Origin of the sequence: Halomonas sp. H10-59, assembly GCF_040070555.1 — a bacterium.
Classification (GTDB): domain Bacteria; phylum Pseudomonadota; class Gammaproteobacteria; order Pseudomonadales; family Halomonadaceae; genus Halomonas; species Halomonas litopenaei.
In genome coordinates this window covers 373,814-388,815 of record NZ_CP098828.1, presented here as the reverse complement: position 1 = coordinate 388,815, position 15,002 = coordinate 373,814, and the positions used below count along the sequence as shown (strand labels likewise).

Genomic DNA, 15,002 nt, shown 5'->3' with positions numbered 1-15,002 from the left:
AGCCAGAGACATCTTGACCACAGGAGGACAGCGCCATCGCATCCCCGGCCCCCTACCCCCAAGACTCACAGCCCCGAGACTCACAGCGCAGCATTCCCCCCACCATGATGGCGGTGGTCACCACCGGCAACGGTGGCTACGACAAGCTCAGCTATCAACAAGTCCCGACCCCGACGCCGGGCCCCGGAGAGGTGCTGCTGCGGGTGCTCGCCGCCGGCGTCAACAACACCGAGATCAATACCCGGCTCGGCTGGTACTCCGCCAGCGTCAAGAGCGACACCCGGGCATCGGCGGACGCCTTCGATGACAGCGCCGAGAACGCCGCCGACGCCGAGGATGGCGGCTGGAATGGCGCCACTCCCTTTCCATTGATTCAGGGCACCGACTGCTGTGGCGAGGTAGTGGCCCTGGGCGCGCCGGGAGAGGAAGGTGCCAACGCCTCGGTCACGGCGGACCTGCTGGGTAAGCGGGTACTGGTACGCGCCTGCATGCGCACCAGGGGCTTCGATCACTGGGACTCGGTGTGGATGGCCTCTGACTTCGACGGAGCCTTCGCCCAGTTCGTCAAGGTGCCCGCAAGCGAGATATTCCCGGTGGACTGCAACTGGAGCGACCAGGAACTCGCCACCATCCCCTGCGCCTACGGCACCGCAGAGAACATGCTGCACCGCGCTGGTGTCAGCGCCGGCGACCGGGTGCTGGTCACCGGTGCCTCGGGAGGTGTCGGCTCGGCGGTGGTGCAGTTGGCCAAGCGCCGGGGCGCCCACGTCACGGCGGTGGCGGGCAGCGCCAAGCACGAGGCGATCCGCGCCCTTGGCGCCGACCGCCTGCTCGACCGCGACGATGACCTGCTGGCAAGCCTCGGCGAGTCGAGCATCGACGTCGCGGTGGATAACGTTGCGGGCAAGGGCTTTGGCGGGGTGCTGGAGGTGCTCGACCGGGGCGGCCGCTACGTCTCCTCCGGCGCCATCGCAGGGCCGGTGGTGGAGCTCGACATGCGCAAGCTGTACCTCAAGGACGTGCGCCTGATCGGCTCCACCGCCTGGGACGAGCCGATATTTCCGGACCTGATCGGCTACATCGAGCGCGGCGAGATTCGTCCCCTGCTGGCCAGGACCTTCCCGCTTGCGCAGATCGTCGAGGCCCAGCAGGCCTTTCTCGAGAAGCAGCACGTGGGCAACTTCGTGCTGCTGCCGCCGCCGCTGGACTGACGCCGAAGGCGTCGGGACTGCGGGTTAGCCAAGCGTTAACCGAGCACGCGGGTCTCGAGGGCGTGGCGCTGGCCGCTGGGCAGTGTCAGTTCGAAAGCCAGGCTCGCGCCCTTCTCCAGCTTGCCGACACCGGCCGGGGTGCCGGTCAGCACCACGTCACCCGGGGCCAGGGTGAAGTGCTGGCTCATCTCGGACAGCAACGCCGGGATCGCGAACAGCATGTCTCGGGCCACGCCGTGCTGGCGACGTTCACCGTTCATGTCGAGGCTGAACTCGATGGCCGACCAGTCGAGCGGCGCCTCGATGGGCACGAAACGCGACAGCGGGCAGGCGCCATCGAAGGCCTTGGCGATCTCCCACGGATGCCCCTTCTTCTTCAGCGCCGACTGGACATCACGCAACGTCAGGTCCAGCGCAAGCCCGACCCCGACCACTGCCGCCTCGGCCTGCTCGGGCGTGGCCTCACGCAGGGTCTCGCCGATCAACAGCGCAAGCTCGGTCTCGAAGTGTACGTCGGAGCGCTCGAAGGGACCGCCGATCGGCTCTTCCAGGGGCACCACACTGGTCGCCGGCTTGATGAACAGCAAGGGTGCGTCGGGTACCGGGTTGTCGAGCTCCTTGGCGTGCTCGGCGTAGTTGCGTCCAACACAGACCACCTTGCCAAGTGGTTGGGAGAAGGCGTCACCGTCGACAAAGCTCGGGACGAGAGACATGGCAGGCTCCTGAAGGCATGAAGAAGGATAGGAAACGACACGGCCCAGCGAACGGGGTCGCGTGGCATGCAAAAAAGGCGCGCCCAAGGCGCGCCTTTCGAGTCTATCCCAGCCATCGCGCTCATCGCGAGCGGTGGCGACCGTCGCTTCAGGGATTGAAATCGCTGCCAGGCTCGTGGGCCAGGAAATCCGGGCGACGGCGGTTGGCCGCAAACGGCTCGACGCAGCGGTTGTCGACGCGGTTGTAGACGAAGAAGGCGTTGCTGCGCGGATCCGGCGACATGTTGGCGTTGGAGCCATGCAACGTGTTGCAGTCGAACAGCAACAGCCCACCAGCGCTGCCCTTGGGCGCCTCGATACCGTTGCGATCGATCAGCTGGCGCAGGGCTTCCTGACTCGGCACCCCGATCTCCTGCTTCTGCAGCGACTTCTCGTGGTTGTTGTCCGGCGTCTCGCCAATGCACGGCACGAACACCCGATGGGAGCCGGGAATCAGCATCAGCGGACCGTTGAACTCGTGGTTGTCGGTCAGCACGATGGAGGCACTCACCGCGTGCATGTCGGGCATGCCGTCCTCGGCGTGCCAGGTCTCGAAGTCCGAGTGCCAGTTGAAGCCCTTGCCCTCGAAGCCCGGCTTGTAGTTGATACGCGACTGGTGGACGTAGCTCTCGCCGCCGAGAATCTGGCGAGCGCGGCCGACCAGACGTTCATCATTGGCCAGGTGGGCGAACACCCGGGACAGATAGTGCACGGCGAACAGCGAGCGGATCTCCTTGCCGCTCGGCTCGACGATGCTGTAGTCCTTGCCCCGATAGGCGTCGTTGTCGAGCAATGCCTTGAGCTCTTCGCGCAGGCGTGCGAGCTCTTCGCCACCGAGGAAGTCGGGCTCAAACAGAAAGCCCTTCTGCTCAAACTCGTCGAGCTGCTGCTGGCTCAGCGGCCCCTGGTCGGCGCTGCCCTTGACCACCGGGCCCTGGCGGTCGACCCACAGGCTGTCCATCGGTTCGGGCAATCGCGTCGGGTAGCGGGTGGCGCGAGCCTGGCCGCTGTCGAGCCCGGCGAAACGTTGCCAGTCGAAACGCTGCTGGTCTTGTGGGTCCAGGTTGCTGCGATGCTTGGTTTGCGGATTGGACGATGTCTGCACTTCCATCCGATCACCCTCCCTTGGTATTGATCAGCTTTCAGATTCGAACTCGTACCCGCGGCGCTACTTACCTGTACACCAGCGACGGCCCAGAAATGCTGCGCCACACAGGCGTCACTGACCGTCAAAGGCCATATCACCGACTGCATCAAGGGCAGCATTCAAGGCCACATCACAGGGTGCATCTAAGGCTGAATTCAAGGCTGCATTCAAGGTATAGCGCCGCCCTGAAGGAGAAGGCTATCTCCCCGAGCCCAAGCTACAAAAGCCGCCTCTTGAATTCAACCCTTGCACAACTTGCGTCCAACTTTCAGCGATGCGTCACTCCTGCTACCTCGCCGGTGACAGGCTTTGTCTCGGTGAAGTAGCGCCAGGCGCCGGAGCCAGGAACCGACGTTGGCGCCAGGTAGATCGGTGCTGCGCCGCGATCCTGGTGGCAGCCGGCGAAGGCGATGCCCGGCAGCAGCAGCCAGTCGTGGCGATTCTGATGGCCGAGGTCGAACCCTTGGCCAAGCTCGCCGCAGTCGATGTCTTCCAGATCCTTGTCCACCACCAGCATCCAGCGCCGCGACGGCGCCTTGGCGAGCCAGGCCATGGCGGCGGGAAGCTCTTCCTCGATGGGCGTCATGTCGCCGAAGTGAACACTTGGCGTGCGCGAATGCAGCAGGATCTCCTCATCGAAGTTCAACAGCGCCACCTCGCCGGTCGGCCCTACCTGTTGCGCCACCCTGGCCATCATGTCCCGGGGCGAGCGCTCCGGGTCCATCCAGACGTAGCCTTGGGTACTCCACCACCCCCACAGGCACCACAGGAACAGGGTCACGGCGACCAGGCCCCGGCGCGGCTTCACCACAAGCGCCAGGCCCAGCGCCAGGCCCCCCAGCGCCAGCCACTCCCACCAGGGAGAGATCCCGTAACGATGGGCCAGACGCTCCAACGGCGCGACATCGCAGAGCCCTAGAAGGCCCGCCAATCCCAGCAGCCCGCCAAGCAGGATGACGGCTCCAAAACCCGCGCGATTGGGGCCGATCCGCCTGGCAAGCGCCGGCAGCAGTGGCGCCAGCGCCAGCACCATCAGCGGCAGGGTCGGCAGCATATAGACGCCGCGTTTACCCGGTGACAGCGAGAAGAAGATCACGATCAACACCACGGCGCTTACAGGCAGCAGCGTACGGGCATCACCACGGCGAATGCGTCGCCACCAGTTGGAACAGGCCCAGGGGAAGGTCAGCACCAGCGGCATCCAGGCCCAGGGCAGCACCTGGGCGATGTAGTAGTACCAGGGGCGCAGGTGGGCCCAGGCGTCGGCGTAGCGCTCACCCGTCTGCTTGAACAGAATATTGTCACGATAGGCCGCCAGGCTCGGGTCGTCGCTCAGGCTGGTGATCAGGATCATCGGCAACCCCCAGGCCAGCACCACCGCGAGCAAGCACCCCAGTCCCTCGAGAAGGTCGCGAAGGCGGAGCGGCGTCAGCCGGCCAGCCCCCCTGTTACCGCTGACACCGCCGCGCCCCAACCAACACCAGGCGGGCAGCAGCGCCAGCGGCAGAAAGCCCACCCCCTTGGTCAGGATGCCGGCCCCCATGGCCGCAAAGCCCGTCCGCCACCACCAGCGAGAGGGCCCCAGCAGGGCATGGCGCAACAGCCCGTAGGCGCCCAGGGTGGTAAAGAAGGTCAACAGCATGTCGATCTGGGCGGTCTTGGCCTGCAGCACGAACTGCAGGGTCGCCAGGGTGGCAATGCCCGCCAGCAGACCAATGCGCTGGCCATACAGGCGCCGGCTCAGATCCACGATCAGCGCCAGGGTGCCGAGCCCGGCCAGCAGCGACGGCAGCAGAAAGCCGATTCGCATCGAGCCGGTCAGCCAGATGCCCAAGGCGCTCGTCCACATGAAGATCGGCGGCTTGTCAGCGTAGAGTTCACCGCCGCGATGGGGGATCCAGAAGTCTCCGGTCACCAGCATCTCGATGGCATTCAAGGCGAAACGGGGCTCATCGGCAGGCCAAGGATCGCGCCAGCCGAGGCCGAGCGCCAGCAGCAGGACGGCGAAGGCGCCGAAGGCCAGCCAACCGGCCCAGGACAGGCGAAGAGGCATTCTCAAGGGGGGCATGACGCTATCCTCCGGCACGCGACGACGTCGACTTGATGGAGGCCTGCGACGTTTCTTGCTGGCGGAGACCCGAACTGCAGAACCTGTTGCCACGCAATAACGTCAGGTTGCGTAGATAGATAAAGAGCCCGGCCCCCTGCCCGAGCATGAACACTGGGTCTCGGCGATGGATGGCATAGACCAGCAGGGTCACACCCCCGGCCAGGCTGAGAAACCAGAAGGCCACCGGCACCACGCTGCGTTTCGCCCTCTCACTGGCGATCCACTGCACGACAAAGCGCGCCGAAAACAGTGCCTGACCGAGAAAGCCCACCGCCAGCCACCAGGACAGCGTCATTGCGACGGCCCTGCGGCGGCCTGGTTCAGGGTAACGCTGCTGCTTGAGGCCGTACTGCCAAAGACGACACGGGGCAGGACAACATCGAGAGCGTCAGGCATCGGCTGCTGCCGACCAGTTTTGTTGACGGTGGTGTCCGTCGCAAAGGCCAGCTCCCCATGCCCCAGCGTCGTCCCGACCCGAGGCGGGTCGAGCGCATCATCGATACCACGACAGTCCACCGGCAGTCGCGAGCGACGTTGAAGCCAGCGCACTCCGACCAGATCGATGATGCCGACCCATAGCCGGTTGCCGAGACCATAGTGGGAACGCCCCGCCCCCCGGGGGCGGTGATTGACGGGGCGGGACAGACAACGCCCGCCCTGAGCGGCGACAAGGGCAGGTAAAAAACGATGCATATGATCGAAGTACGGTAGCGAAAGAAACGCCTGCCGGCGGATCACCTTGAGACCACAGCCGCTATCCGGCGAGCCATCGCCGAGCAGTCGTGCTCGAACCGCGTTGGCCACCCTAGAAGACAGCCGCTTGAGCGCGGAGTCCTGGCGCGTGACGCGATGGCCGCCCACCAGGTCCACCCGCGCCGCCTTTGCGGCTTCCAGCAACGCAGGAATATCGGCGGGGTCGTTCTGGCCATCGCCGTCCAGGGTCGCCAGCCACTCGCCTCGGGCATGCCTCGCTGCCTGCCACAGGGCGGTGCTCTGACCCGCGCTATCGCGATGGCGAAGTGGCCTCAGCGAGTCCTGACGGTGCGCCCGCGTCACCAGCAGGGGCCAGGTATCATCGTCAGAGCCATCGTCTACCACGATGACCTCGTAGGCCTGGTGCGACAGCGCTTGCTCGATCTCATCGAGCAGCGTGGGCAGGTTGGCGGCTTCGTTATGGGCGGGGATCACTATCGATACGGTGACAGCGTGCATGGGATTCGCCTCGGACTGGGGAATACCGTCACCTTGCCCGGCGATACTTAAGCCACCCTTAATTCATCGATACCGCCCTTGGTCGAGACGTCACCGAGACGTCACCATGCTCACAGCGTCGCAGGAGCCTCCAGGCGAGACACCTTCATCGACCTCCTGTGCGAGACGACGTGCCACCGCATACTCGATGTCCGAAAACCGTGCCACCTGAGGTACCCTGAAGGCACCACTGCATCGAGGTAGCCATGTTGCGTTTCCAGCAAGAGGACCCTGCCGCCCCCGCCATGGCGGCGATGATCCGCGCCCACCGCCGCGGGCTGAAGAAACTGGCGCCCACCTCGCCGCCGGAAAGCCGCCATGCCCTGACCCTGGATGAACTGAAGGCGCCGGAGGTGACCCTGTGGGGGCTGTGGGATGATGACGATCTGGTCGGCTGCGTCGCCCTGAAGGAAGTCAGTCACGACCACGGCGAGATCAAGTCCATGCGCACGGCACCAAGCCACCTTCGCCGGGGTCTGGCCTCCTTGATGCTCGACAAGGTCATCGAGGAGGCCAGACTGCGTGGCTATCGCCGGCTGAGCCTGGAGACCGGCTCACAGCCGGGCTTCGCCCCGGCTCGCCAGTTCTACGCGCGTCACGGTTTTACCCCCTGTGCGCCCTTCGCCAGCTATGTCGAGGATCCCAACAGCGTCTACATGACCTTGGCCGTCATCGATGACGGGCGGGATGACGGCCTGGATGGCGACCTGAAGGAGGCCAGCCGATGAGCGAAAGTGATGACGCCAGTCCCGACAACAGCGCCACACCGTTGCCCCTCGACAGTGCCGACACCAGCGAGCTGTCCTGCGCCGAAGCGGTAACCTTCGACAGCGGCGATACTCGCTGTCGCGGCTGGTGGTTCGAAGGTGCCGACGATGGTGCGGTGGTGGTCATGGCCCACGGTCTTGGCGGAACGGTGGCAGGCGGCCTTGTCGGCTACGCCCAGGCCCTGCATCACGCCGGCCACAGCGTGCTGGTCTTCGACTATCGTCACTTCGGCCGCTCCGACGGCGAGCCTCGCCAGCTGCTCGGTATCAAGCGCCAGCAACAGGACTACGTGGCCGCCATCGACTACGCCCGGGGCCGGGCACCGGCCCTTCCGCTGGTGCTGTGGGGTACGTCATTCTCGTCGGCCCATGTCATCACTCTGGCGGCTCGTCGCGACGATGTCGCTGCGGTCATCGCCATGAATCCGATGCTCGACGGTCGGGCCTCGTCGCTGCTCAAGCTCAAGGACGCAGGACCTGGCACCTTCCTGCGCATGACCGGAGTGGGACTCGCCGACCTTGCCAGGGGCTGCCTCGGCCGGGCTCCTCGGTACCTGCCACTGGCCGGCGAGCCGGGGACCCTGGCCGCGCTCTCCGCCCCGGACGCCCTGACGGGGATCCTGTCGTTTGTCGATGACGACTTCGACAATCGTATTGCACCACGCGCCCTGCTGGCGCTCGGGCTCTACCGTCCGGTCACCCGGGCCCGCCAGGTTCACTGTCCGGTGCTTCTGCAACTTTGCCTGCGTGACAGCGTCGCGCCGATTGCCCCCGGCTACCGGCTGGCGGAAGCACTGGGATCGCGGGCCACACTCAAGACCTACGACACCGGCCACTTCGAGATCTACGAGGGTGACTGGCGGGCGGCCTTCGCCGACGACCAGCGGGAATTTCTCGCCCAGGCGATGGCGCAGTCGCCGGCGCCAGCGCCCACGGCCCACGCCACCGAGTCGCCTCAGCACACTCCAGACGAGACCGACCCGCCGCCCGCCCGGTAGCCTGGCTATACTGGCGACGACACCTGACTGGCCACGCCCGAGGGCATGCGAATGCGCCACTACCCCTGCCAACGCTGTGACAACCGCCTGTTCTTCGACAATACCCTCTGCCTGGTATGCCACTCCGAACTTGGCTGGTGCCCGGGTTGCCATGCCCTGGTGACGGTCGATCTCCAGCCCGATGGTCGCTACCGCTGCGTCGACGACACCTGCGCTACGCTGCTGGTCAAGTGCCACAACTATTCCGTGGAAGGGGTCTGCAACCGCATGATCACCAGCGAGGAGGCCAACCGTGGCATGACGCTGTGTGACTGCTGTCGCCACAACCAGGCCATCCCCGACCTGTCGGTGCCCGGCCATCGTGAACGCTGGGCCAAGCTCGAGAGTGCCAAGCGCCGGCTTTTCTACACCCTCGACCTGCTGGGGCTACCCCACGAGGTAGATGACCGCCGCGCCAACCCGCCGCTGGCCTTCGCCTTCCTCGCCGACGAAGTGGCGGCAGAAGGCGACTGGCACTCCAGCGACGAGGGCATGCCGGTGTTCACCGGTCACGCCGGCGGACTGATCACCATCAACGTCAAGGAAGCCGACGACGTCGAGCGCGAGCGCCTGCGTAACGACTTCAACGAGGCCCACCGCACCCTGATCGGCCACTTCCGCCACGAGATCGGACACTATTACTGGGAGTTGTTGATCAAGAACCGTGACGAGCCAGCCTGCATCGAGGTATTCGGTGACCACAACAACCCCAGCTACAGCGAAGCCCTCGATCGCCACTATCAGCAGGGACCACCGAATGACTGGCGCGGCCGCTTCGTGTCGGCCTACGCCACCATGCACCCCTGGGAGGACTTCGCCGAAACCTTCGGCTTCTACCTGGACATGGTCGCCATCCTCGATACCGCCGGACACTTCGGCATCACCCCCACCGGCTTCGACGAGGACCTCGAAGCGATGTTGACCACCTTTCGCCGCCTGAGTCTCGGCTTCAACGAGATGAATCGCGAGATGGGGCTGCTCGACCTGGTGCCCGAGGTGATCACCCCGACCATCGCCTGCAAGCTTTGCTATATCCACGACATGGTGCTGGCAGCGCGACGACAGCAGTGAACCGCCCGGTGCCCACCTAGCACCACCATGCGCCCCTCCCTTTCCAGGAGGGGCCGCAATGCTTGGCAAGGTCCGGCTTGGCTAGATCCGGCCTGGCAAGATACGGCTTGGCTAGATCCGGCCTGGCAAGATCCACCTTGGCTAGATTCAGCAGTGGCTCAGGGCAGGCGGGCCATGGGATACCTGGCCCGCCTGGCTTCACGCCTGGTCGCTGGCCGCCAGTAGCTCGCCATCGCCCAGGTCATCGAGGGTCGGGAAGTAGGTGCGGGCGATCGCCGTATGCAGCTCGGCAAAGCCCTGTTGCAGCACGTCGATAAAGTCGTGCAGGGCCTCGGGGGAGCGCACCAGGGCACGGACGTCGGCCTCGGCCACATCGGCCAGCACCAGCGTTGCCGTGGCCAGGGCGCGCTCATGTCGTGGCAGCGAGCGCAGCGCGCGAATACTGTCCTTGAGACTGCGCGACACCGAACGCGGGAACAGGGAGTCCTGCACCAGGAAACGCAGCACGTCGGTGGCCCTGACCCGGCAGCGCACGTGCTGTCGATACATCTGGTAGGCCGTCAACGACTTGAGCACGCTCATCCACTGCAGGTGCTCGAACGGACGAATCTCGTCGCTATCACGCTGCAGCAGGTTGGCCGAGCGCACATCGATGATGCGGGTGATCATGTCGGCCCGTTCGAGCTGGCGCCCGAGCATCATGAAGGTCCGTGATCCACCGTAGCTGAGGGTGCCCTCGATCAACCCGATCAACGTCTGACAGCCACGAATCACCAGCTTCAGAAAGCGCTCTCGGCGTCCCGGGCCGAGGCCCGCATCGGCATGGGCACTGGCGGTCATGTAGAGCTGGTTGATTTCTTCCCATACCTCCCGCGGTACCACGTCCCGCGTGGTGCGCAGATTCTCGCGGGCCTGGGCAAGGGCGGACAGGATCGAGCCGGAGTAGCGTCGGTCGGCACACAGGAACTGCACCACGTTGCGATCGTTGGGCTCGTCGTAGAGGGTCTCGAACACCTCGGCGCCCCCGGTGATATCAACCATCGCCGCCCATCCCAGCGGTTGGCGGTAGGGCATGTCGAGCATCAGGTGACTGGAGACGTTGATCAGCCGGGCGGTATCTTCGGCACGCTCGATGTAGCGGGCCATCCAGTACAGGTTTTCGGCGACTCTGGAAAGCATCAGCATGGTCTCAGTCCTCCCCCGTCTCGACGATCCAGGTGTCCTTGCTGCCGCCCCCTTGGGACGAGTTGACCACCAGCGAGCCCTTGACCAGGGCCACACGGGTCAAGCCACCGGTGGTGACGTAGGCGCCGTCCTGGCCCGACAGGATGAAGGGGCGTAAATCGACGTGGCGCGGCTCGGGCCGGCCATCGAACAGCGTGGGGGTGGTGGACAGGTTCAGCATGGGCTGAGCCATGTAGTTGCGTGGGTTCTCCTGGATCAGCCTGGCGAAGGCATCACGCTCGGCCTGGGAGGCCTGAGGCCCCATCAACATGCCGTAGCCGCCGGACTCGTTGGCGGGCTTTACCACCAGTTCATGCAGGTGCTCCAGCACATAGCGGCGGTCTTCCTCGAGCATGCACAGGTAGCTCGGCACATTGGGCAGCAGCGCCTCCTGATCCAGGTAGTACTTGATCAGTTTCGGCACGAAGGCGTAGACCACCTTGTCATCGGCGACACCGGCCCCCGGGGCGTTGGCCAGCGCCACCTTGCCGCTGCGCCAGGCCCGCATCAATCCGGGTACGCCCAGTACCGAGTCCTTGCGAAACGCCTCCGGGTCGAGGAAGGCGTCGTCGACGCGGCGGTAGATCACGTCCACACGGGTCAGCCCCTGGACGGTGCGCATGTAGACCACGTCGTCGTCATCGACCAGCAGATCCGGCCCCTCGACCAGCTGCACGCCCATCTGCTGGGCCAGGTAGGCGTGCTCGTAGTAGGCCGAGTTGTAGATACCCGGGGTCAGCACCACCACCTGGGGATCGTCCCAATGGCGTGGCGACATGCCCGCCAGCATGTCGTAAAGCTGGGGCACATAGTCGTCGACCGGATGAATCTTGCCCGAGGCGAACAGCTCCGGCAGCACGCGCTTGGTCACGTTGCGATTCTCGAGCATGTAGGACACCCCGGACGGTATCCGCAGGTTGTCCTCCAGCACGTAGACGGTGCCGTCGCCACCACGCACCAGATCGGAGCCGCAGATATGCGCCCAGACCCCGTGGGGCGGATCGATCCCTACACACTGGGGGCGAAAGTTGACGGATTGCTCGAGCACCGCCGCCGGCAGCACGCCATCCTTGACGACCTTCTGGTCGTGGTACAGGTCGTCGATGAACAGGTTGAGCGCCTCGACCCGCTGCTTGAGGCCTGCCTCGGTGCGTCGCCACTCGTCGGCGGGGATGATGCGAGGCACGATGTCGAAAGGCCAGGCGCGGTCGATCATGCTGCCCTCGGAATACACCGTGAAGGTGATCCCCATGGTGCGAATGGCGATCTCTGCTGCGTTCTTGCGCTCTTCCAGCTCGTCAGGAGCAAAGCCCGCGAGCACGTTACACAGCATCTTGGCCGCCTCCCGCGGCATCCCGGGCGTCGCCACCAGTTCGTCATAGAACCCTGCGCAGTCGTACTGCTGCCAATCCACATGGCTCATCGGCACACCCTCGATTGTTTTCGGCATCCGGCGACCCGACAACGACGATGGCACCCCCGCCTTCGACCGTACCGGGTCCCTCCTTGCTGTATAGCAAGCTCTGTACCAGACCGCCGAGAATAGGACACAGCGCCGCGCCTTCTCGCCGGACCGACGGGCGCAATTGAGCAGTTTGGACAAAAAGCGACCACTTGCTCCTGCCGAAAGTGCGCCACGAGCCAGCAAGAAGGGGCAGCGAGCACCGATCTGGTGCAATCCGGGCGGCACCTGACGAGCGTGAGCGGCAGCTATCATCAGCCCTTGCGACGCCGGTCGAAACCCCCTGTTGCTGACGACGCCTACCTTTCGAGCTTGAGCAATCAGCAGGAGTCGGGTACATCTTGTCGCCACGGTTCGGGGGGGATATCGTCACCTTCTGCAACATTCGCCTACACCCAGGAGCCTCCTCGCTTCCCATGCCTGCCTCTTCTCGTTCCGCCCTCCCTGGCTCGTGCGCACCGCTGTCCTGCCCTGCTCAAGACAGCGGCGCCAGGCGGTGCCGTGTGGCCAGCCTTGGCAGGGGTGTCACGGCGGGATCCGGCAGATGATCTATCGACTTCGCCACACCACGCGCTACCACTACAGCGAGATCGTGACACTCAGCGAGAACGAGGCCTGCCTGATGCCCCGTGAGATGGCCTACCAGCAGGTTGCCTGGGCGCATTTGTCGATCTCGCCGGGCGAGTCGCTACGCCAGAGCCGACAGGACGCCTTCGGCAACCATATCGCGCTGTTCGCGGTCGACACCCCCCATACCCAGCTCGAGGTCACGCTGGAGGCGCAGGTCATGACCTCGCCTCGCGCCACACCGCCGCAGGCCATCATGGGCTGGGAGCGGTGTCGAGAGCGGTTGGCAGACCGCCACCAGCCAGGTTTCCGCGAAGCACAGCCGTTTCTTGAAAACTCCGCCTATATCGAGCGCCGCCCGCTGCTCGCCGCCTGGGCAGAAGACTGTTTTCCCGCTGGTGGCGATCTGGTGGACTGCGTGGAGCGCTTGAACCGTCGCATCCATGAGGAATTCCGCTACGACAGCGAGTTCAGCGACCTGGAGACGACACCGTCCCAGGTGCTCCAGCATCGCCGTGGGGTGTGTCAGGACTTCTCCCACCTGGCCATCGCCACCCTGCGCTCGGTGGGTCTGGCCGCGCGCTACGTCAGCGGCTACCTCGAGACGCTACCGCCTCCAGGACAGCCTCGACTGATGGGCGCCGACGCCTCCCACGCCTGGTTCTCCGTGCTGATACCCGGCTGGGGTTGGCTCGACTTCGACCCCACCAACGGTGTGCGCGCCGGCGAACGACACCTGTTGCTTGGCTGGGGCCGCGACTACGAGGACGTGGCGCCGCTCAAGGGCGTGGTGACCGGTGGTGGGCGCCAGCGCCTCGAGGTGGAAGTGGACGTTGTTCCCGCCGGGGAAGTCGCGGCCACCGGCCCGACCTCCGCCAGCCCCGGCGATCACCCAGCAGCGCCGATGGCCGGCTGATTCGCTGTCCTTTATATTGCGCAGGCTCTGCCCGGCCTTGCCCTGCCCACCGTCTTCCAGGAGAGATTCCATGCAGGACCTGTTGATCTGGATCGCCACCGGCTTCGGCCTGGGCTATTCCCCCTGGGCGCCGGGGACGGTCGGCTCCCTGATCGGACTACCGGTCGCCTGGTGGCTGTTCCGGCTACCGCTCGGCACGCGCCTGGCCGTTACCCTGACGCTCCTCGTGCTGGCCGTTCCCGTCTGCCACTTCGCTTCGCTGTGGCTGGGCGGCGGCGACCTGCCCCAGATCGTGCTCGACGAATGGGTGGCCCTGCCCATCGCGGTGCTGGCCTTCTCGCGCTACCGACGGCGCATCATCCTGCCGCTGGGCTATCTACTGTTTCGCCTGTTCGATATTTCCAAGCTGTCCCCGGTACGCGAGATCGAAGGTATTGGCGGGGGACTCGGCATCGTCGCCGACGACGCGATGGCTGCTCTGTACGCCGCCCTCACCCTGGTACTGCTGGTGCGCCTGACCCGCCGCTACTGGCAACGAGATCCCGAGCAGTCCTCATAAGCCAACAGTGCGGCCTGCCAATGCCGGGCGGCGCTTCCTAAACCCACAGCCCTGACACAAAAAAACCGCCCTCGACGGGCGGCCAAACGGGACAGGGGTCTATCGAAACAGTGACCGGGGGAACTCGTGCCCGGCCTCTGGCGACCAGTGCAGCAGATGTTGCACTGGCGTCAGTCACTCAGCATCGGTTATTCAGGGATCAGCACGCTGTCCACCACGTGGATCACCCCATTGCTGGCCTTGATGTCGGACTCCACCACGGCGGCATTGCCTACGCTTGCCGAGCCTTCCTGGGCGTCGATGGCCATGTCGGTTCCCTGCAGGGTGGTCACCTCAGATGAATCCTCCAGTGACACTTCTCCTTCCACCATGTGGTAGGAAACGACCTCGACCAGACGTCGGTGGGAGGCCTTGTCGTCGCTCATCCACTCGTCGAGCTGTCCTGGCTGCAGGGTACCGAAGGCTTCGTTCGTTGGAGCAAAGAGCGTATAGGTTTCATCTCCCTGTAGCGGCTCGTCGAGGCCAGCCTTCTCGACAGCGTCAAGCAATGTCGAGAAACGTCCGTCGGCCTGGGCGACTTCGAGCAGATTGCGTGAGGGATCCTGCTGTTGCTGCTGATCCGCTTCGGCCACCCCGCCAGCGAGCAGCGCTACGCCGAGCACGCAACTCGGCAGGAACGACGTTGCGGCAGACATTGCTTTTTTCATGCTCTCGCCTCCTTGCGGTGATTGCTCCGAGATGTCGCGTCGCCACTGCGCGCCTCCCGGGAACCTCTCTGTCGGGGCTGTTCAACCAGGACGACGCAGTTCATGTACAAAAATTAGATCAAGAACAAGTAATGTACAAGAAAAAGTTTTACGACAGCTTTCGCCACTCTGATCATCAAAGCATCATCTTTTGACGTCATGATATGGGCGCTGCTCGGAAA

14 protein-coding genes are annotated in these 15,002 nt (G+C 64.9%); 6 read left to right on the top strand and 8 right to left on the bottom strand.

Translation table 11 applies throughout. The features are described from left to right. The first annotated feature begins 104 nt into the window (after positions 1 to 104). A complete protein-coding gene (locus NFG57_RS01785; RefSeq protein ID WP_348815218.1) occupies positions 105 to 1,211 on the top strand; it encodes an alcohol dehydrogenase family protein in 1,107 nt (368 codons plus the stop codon). 35 nt (positions 1,212 to 1,246) lie between these two features. Here NFG57_RS01785 and NFG57_RS01780 read toward each other — a convergent pair whose 3' ends face one another. From NFG57_RS01780 to NFG57_RS01760, 5 genes are all read right to left on the bottom strand, one after another. Then, positions 1,247 to 1,924: a fumarylacetoacetate hydrolase family protein gene (locus NFG57_RS01780; RefSeq protein ID WP_045992624.1), complete on the bottom strand. Its 678-nt coding sequence runs from the start codon at positions 1,922 to 1,924 to the stop codon at positions 1,247 to 1,249. Between the two features lie 148 nt (positions 1,925 to 2,072). Beyond that, positions 2,073 to 3,074 carry an ectoine hydroxylase gene (thpD, locus tag NFG57_RS01775; RefSeq protein WP_348815217.1) on the bottom strand — a complete coding sequence of 334 codons (1,002 nt, stop codon included), beginning with the start codon at positions 3,072 to 3,074 and terminating at the stop codon, positions 2,073 to 2,075. A 304-nt stretch (positions 3,075 to 3,378) separates the two neighbouring features. Then, positions 3,379 to 5,178, bottom strand: coding sequence for a phospholipid carrier-dependent glycosyltransferase (locus NFG57_RS01770; RefSeq protein WP_348815215.1), 1,800 nt, complete (start codon positions 5,176 to 5,178; stop codon positions 3,379 to 3,381). A gap of 4 nt (positions 5,179 to 5,182) precedes the next feature. After that, the gene (locus NFG57_RS01765) at positions 5,183 to 5,515 is read right to left on the bottom strand and encodes a lipid-A-disaccharide synthase N-terminal domain-containing protein (RefSeq protein WP_222568354.1); all 333 of its coding nucleotides are present in this window, start codon (positions 5,513 to 5,515) and stop codon (positions 5,183 to 5,185) included. Beyond that, positions 5,512 to 6,432 (bottom strand): glycosyltransferase family 2 protein, encoded by a 921-nt coding sequence (locus NFG57_RS01760; RefSeq protein ID WP_348815214.1) that lies wholly within the window; start codon positions 6,430 to 6,432, stop codon positions 5,512 to 5,514. The genes NFG57_RS01765 and NFG57_RS01760 overlap by 4 nt, the downstream gene beginning before the upstream one ends. A 245-nt stretch (positions 6,433 to 6,677) precedes the next feature. On the opposite strand from NFG57_RS01760, the gene NFG57_RS01755 reads away from it, so the two are divergent. From NFG57_RS01755 to NFG57_RS01745, 3 genes are read left to right on the top strand one after another with little or no spacing between them, the layout of a single operon-like run. Next, complete coding sequence (locus NFG57_RS01755; protein ID WP_348815213.1) at positions 6,678 to 7,199, top strand: GNAT family N-acetyltransferase; 522 nt, start codon at positions 6,678 to 6,680, stop codon at positions 7,197 to 7,199. Then, entirely contained in the window at positions 7,196 to 8,236 is a 1,041-nt protein-coding gene (locus NFG57_RS01750) for an alpha/beta fold hydrolase (protein ID WP_348815212.1), read from the top strand. Before NFG57_RS01755 ends, NFG57_RS01750 begins: the two co-directional genes overlap by 4 nt. A gap of 51 nt (positions 8,237 to 8,287) precedes the next feature. Next, complete coding sequence (locus tag NFG57_RS01745) at positions 8,288 to 9,346, top strand: putative zinc-binding metallopeptidase (RefSeq protein WP_348815211.1); 1,059 nt, start codon at positions 8,288 to 8,290, stop codon at positions 9,344 to 9,346. Positions 9,347 to 9,544: 198 nt separating this feature from the next. On the opposite strand, the gene NFG57_RS01740 is transcribed toward NFG57_RS01745, so the two are convergent. After that, complete coding sequence (locus NFG57_RS01740) at positions 9,545 to 10,531, bottom strand: alpha-E domain-containing protein (RefSeq protein ID WP_231498416.1); 987 nt, start codon at positions 10,529 to 10,531, stop codon at positions 9,545 to 9,547. A gap of 4 nt (positions 10,532 to 10,535) precedes the next feature. Then, positions 10,536 to 11,993, bottom strand: coding sequence for a circularly permuted type 2 ATP-grasp protein (locus NFG57_RS01735; protein ID WP_222515762.1), 1,458 nt, complete (start codon positions 11,991 to 11,993; stop codon positions 10,536 to 10,538). 583 nt (positions 11,994 to 12,576) lie between these two features. Here NFG57_RS01735 and NFG57_RS01730 point away from each other — a divergent pair. Together NFG57_RS01730 and NFG57_RS01725 are read left to right on the top strand one after the other, a co-directional pair. Continuing rightward, positions 12,577 to 13,515, top strand: a complete 939-nt coding sequence (locus tag NFG57_RS01730; protein WP_348815210.1) for a transglutaminase family protein — start codon at positions 12,577 to 12,579, stop codon at positions 13,513 to 13,515. Positions 13,516 to 13,585: 70 nt separating this feature from the next. Continuing rightward, entirely contained in the window at positions 13,586 to 14,074 is a 489-nt protein-coding gene (locus NFG57_RS01725; protein ID WP_108131115.1) for a phosphatidylglycerophosphatase A, read from the top strand. Positions 14,075 to 14,262: 188 nt separating this feature from the next. Here the strand turns inward: NFG57_RS01725 and NFG57_RS01720 are convergent, their stop codons facing one another. Continuing rightward, positions 14,263 to 14,781: a fasciclin domain-containing protein gene (locus NFG57_RS01720; protein WP_348815209.1), complete on the bottom strand. Its 519-nt coding sequence runs from the start codon at positions 14,779 to 14,781 to the stop codon at positions 14,263 to 14,265. Positions 14,782 to 15,002 lie beyond the last annotated feature (221 nt).

What these genes read in the sequence shown, in the direction of transcription:
- NFG57_RS01785 (WP_348815218.1), top strand. Translation starts at nt 105, where the DNA reads ATGATGGCGGTGGTCACCACCGGCAACGGTGGCTACGACAAGCTCAGC.
- NFG57_RS01780 (WP_045992624.1), bottom strand. Translation starts at nt 1,924, where the DNA reads ATGTCTCTCGTCCCGAGCTTTGTCGACGGTGACGCCTTCTCCCAACCA.
- thpD (WP_348815217.1), bottom strand. Translation starts at nt 3,074, where the DNA reads ATGGAAGTGCAGACATCGTCCAATCCGCAAACCAAGCATCGCAGCAAC.
- NFG57_RS01770 (WP_348815215.1), bottom strand. Translation starts at nt 5,178, where the DNA reads ATGCCCCCCTTGAGAATGCCTCTTCGCCTGTCCTGGGCCGGTTGGCTG.
- NFG57_RS01765 (WP_222568354.1), bottom strand. Translation starts at nt 5,515, where the DNA reads ATGACGCTGTCCTGGTGGCTGGCGGTGGGCTTTCTCGGTCAGGCACTG.
- NFG57_RS01760 (WP_348815214.1), bottom strand. Translation starts at nt 6,432, where the DNA reads ATGCACGCTGTCACCGTATCGATAGTGATCCCCGCCCATAACGAAGCC.
- NFG57_RS01755 (WP_348815213.1), top strand. Translation starts at nt 6,678, where the DNA reads ATGTTGCGTTTCCAGCAAGAGGACCCTGCCGCCCCCGCCATGGCGGCG.
- NFG57_RS01750 (WP_348815212.1), top strand. Translation starts at nt 7,196, where the DNA reads ATGAGCGAAAGTGATGACGCCAGTCCCGACAACAGCGCCACACCGTTG.
- NFG57_RS01745 (WP_348815211.1), top strand. Translation starts at nt 8,288, where the DNA reads ATGCGCCACTACCCCTGCCAACGCTGTGACAACCGCCTGTTCTTCGAC.
- NFG57_RS01740 (WP_231498416.1), bottom strand. Translation starts at nt 10,531, where the DNA reads ATGCTGATGCTTTCCAGAGTCGCCGAAAACCTGTACTGGATGGCCCGC.
- NFG57_RS01735 (WP_222515762.1), bottom strand. Translation starts at nt 11,993, where the DNA reads ATGAGCCATGTGGATTGGCAGCAGTACGACTGCGCAGGGTTCTATGAC.
- NFG57_RS01730 (WP_348815210.1), top strand. Translation starts at nt 12,577, where the DNA reads ATGATCTATCGACTTCGCCACACCACGCGCTACCACTACAGCGAGATC.
- NFG57_RS01725 (WP_108131115.1), top strand. Translation starts at nt 13,586, where the DNA reads ATGCAGGACCTGTTGATCTGGATCGCCACCGGCTTCGGCCTGGGCTAT.
- NFG57_RS01720 (WP_348815209.1), bottom strand. Translation starts at nt 14,781, where the DNA reads ATGAAAAAAGCAATGTCTGCCGCAACGTCGTTCCTGCCGAGTTGCGTG.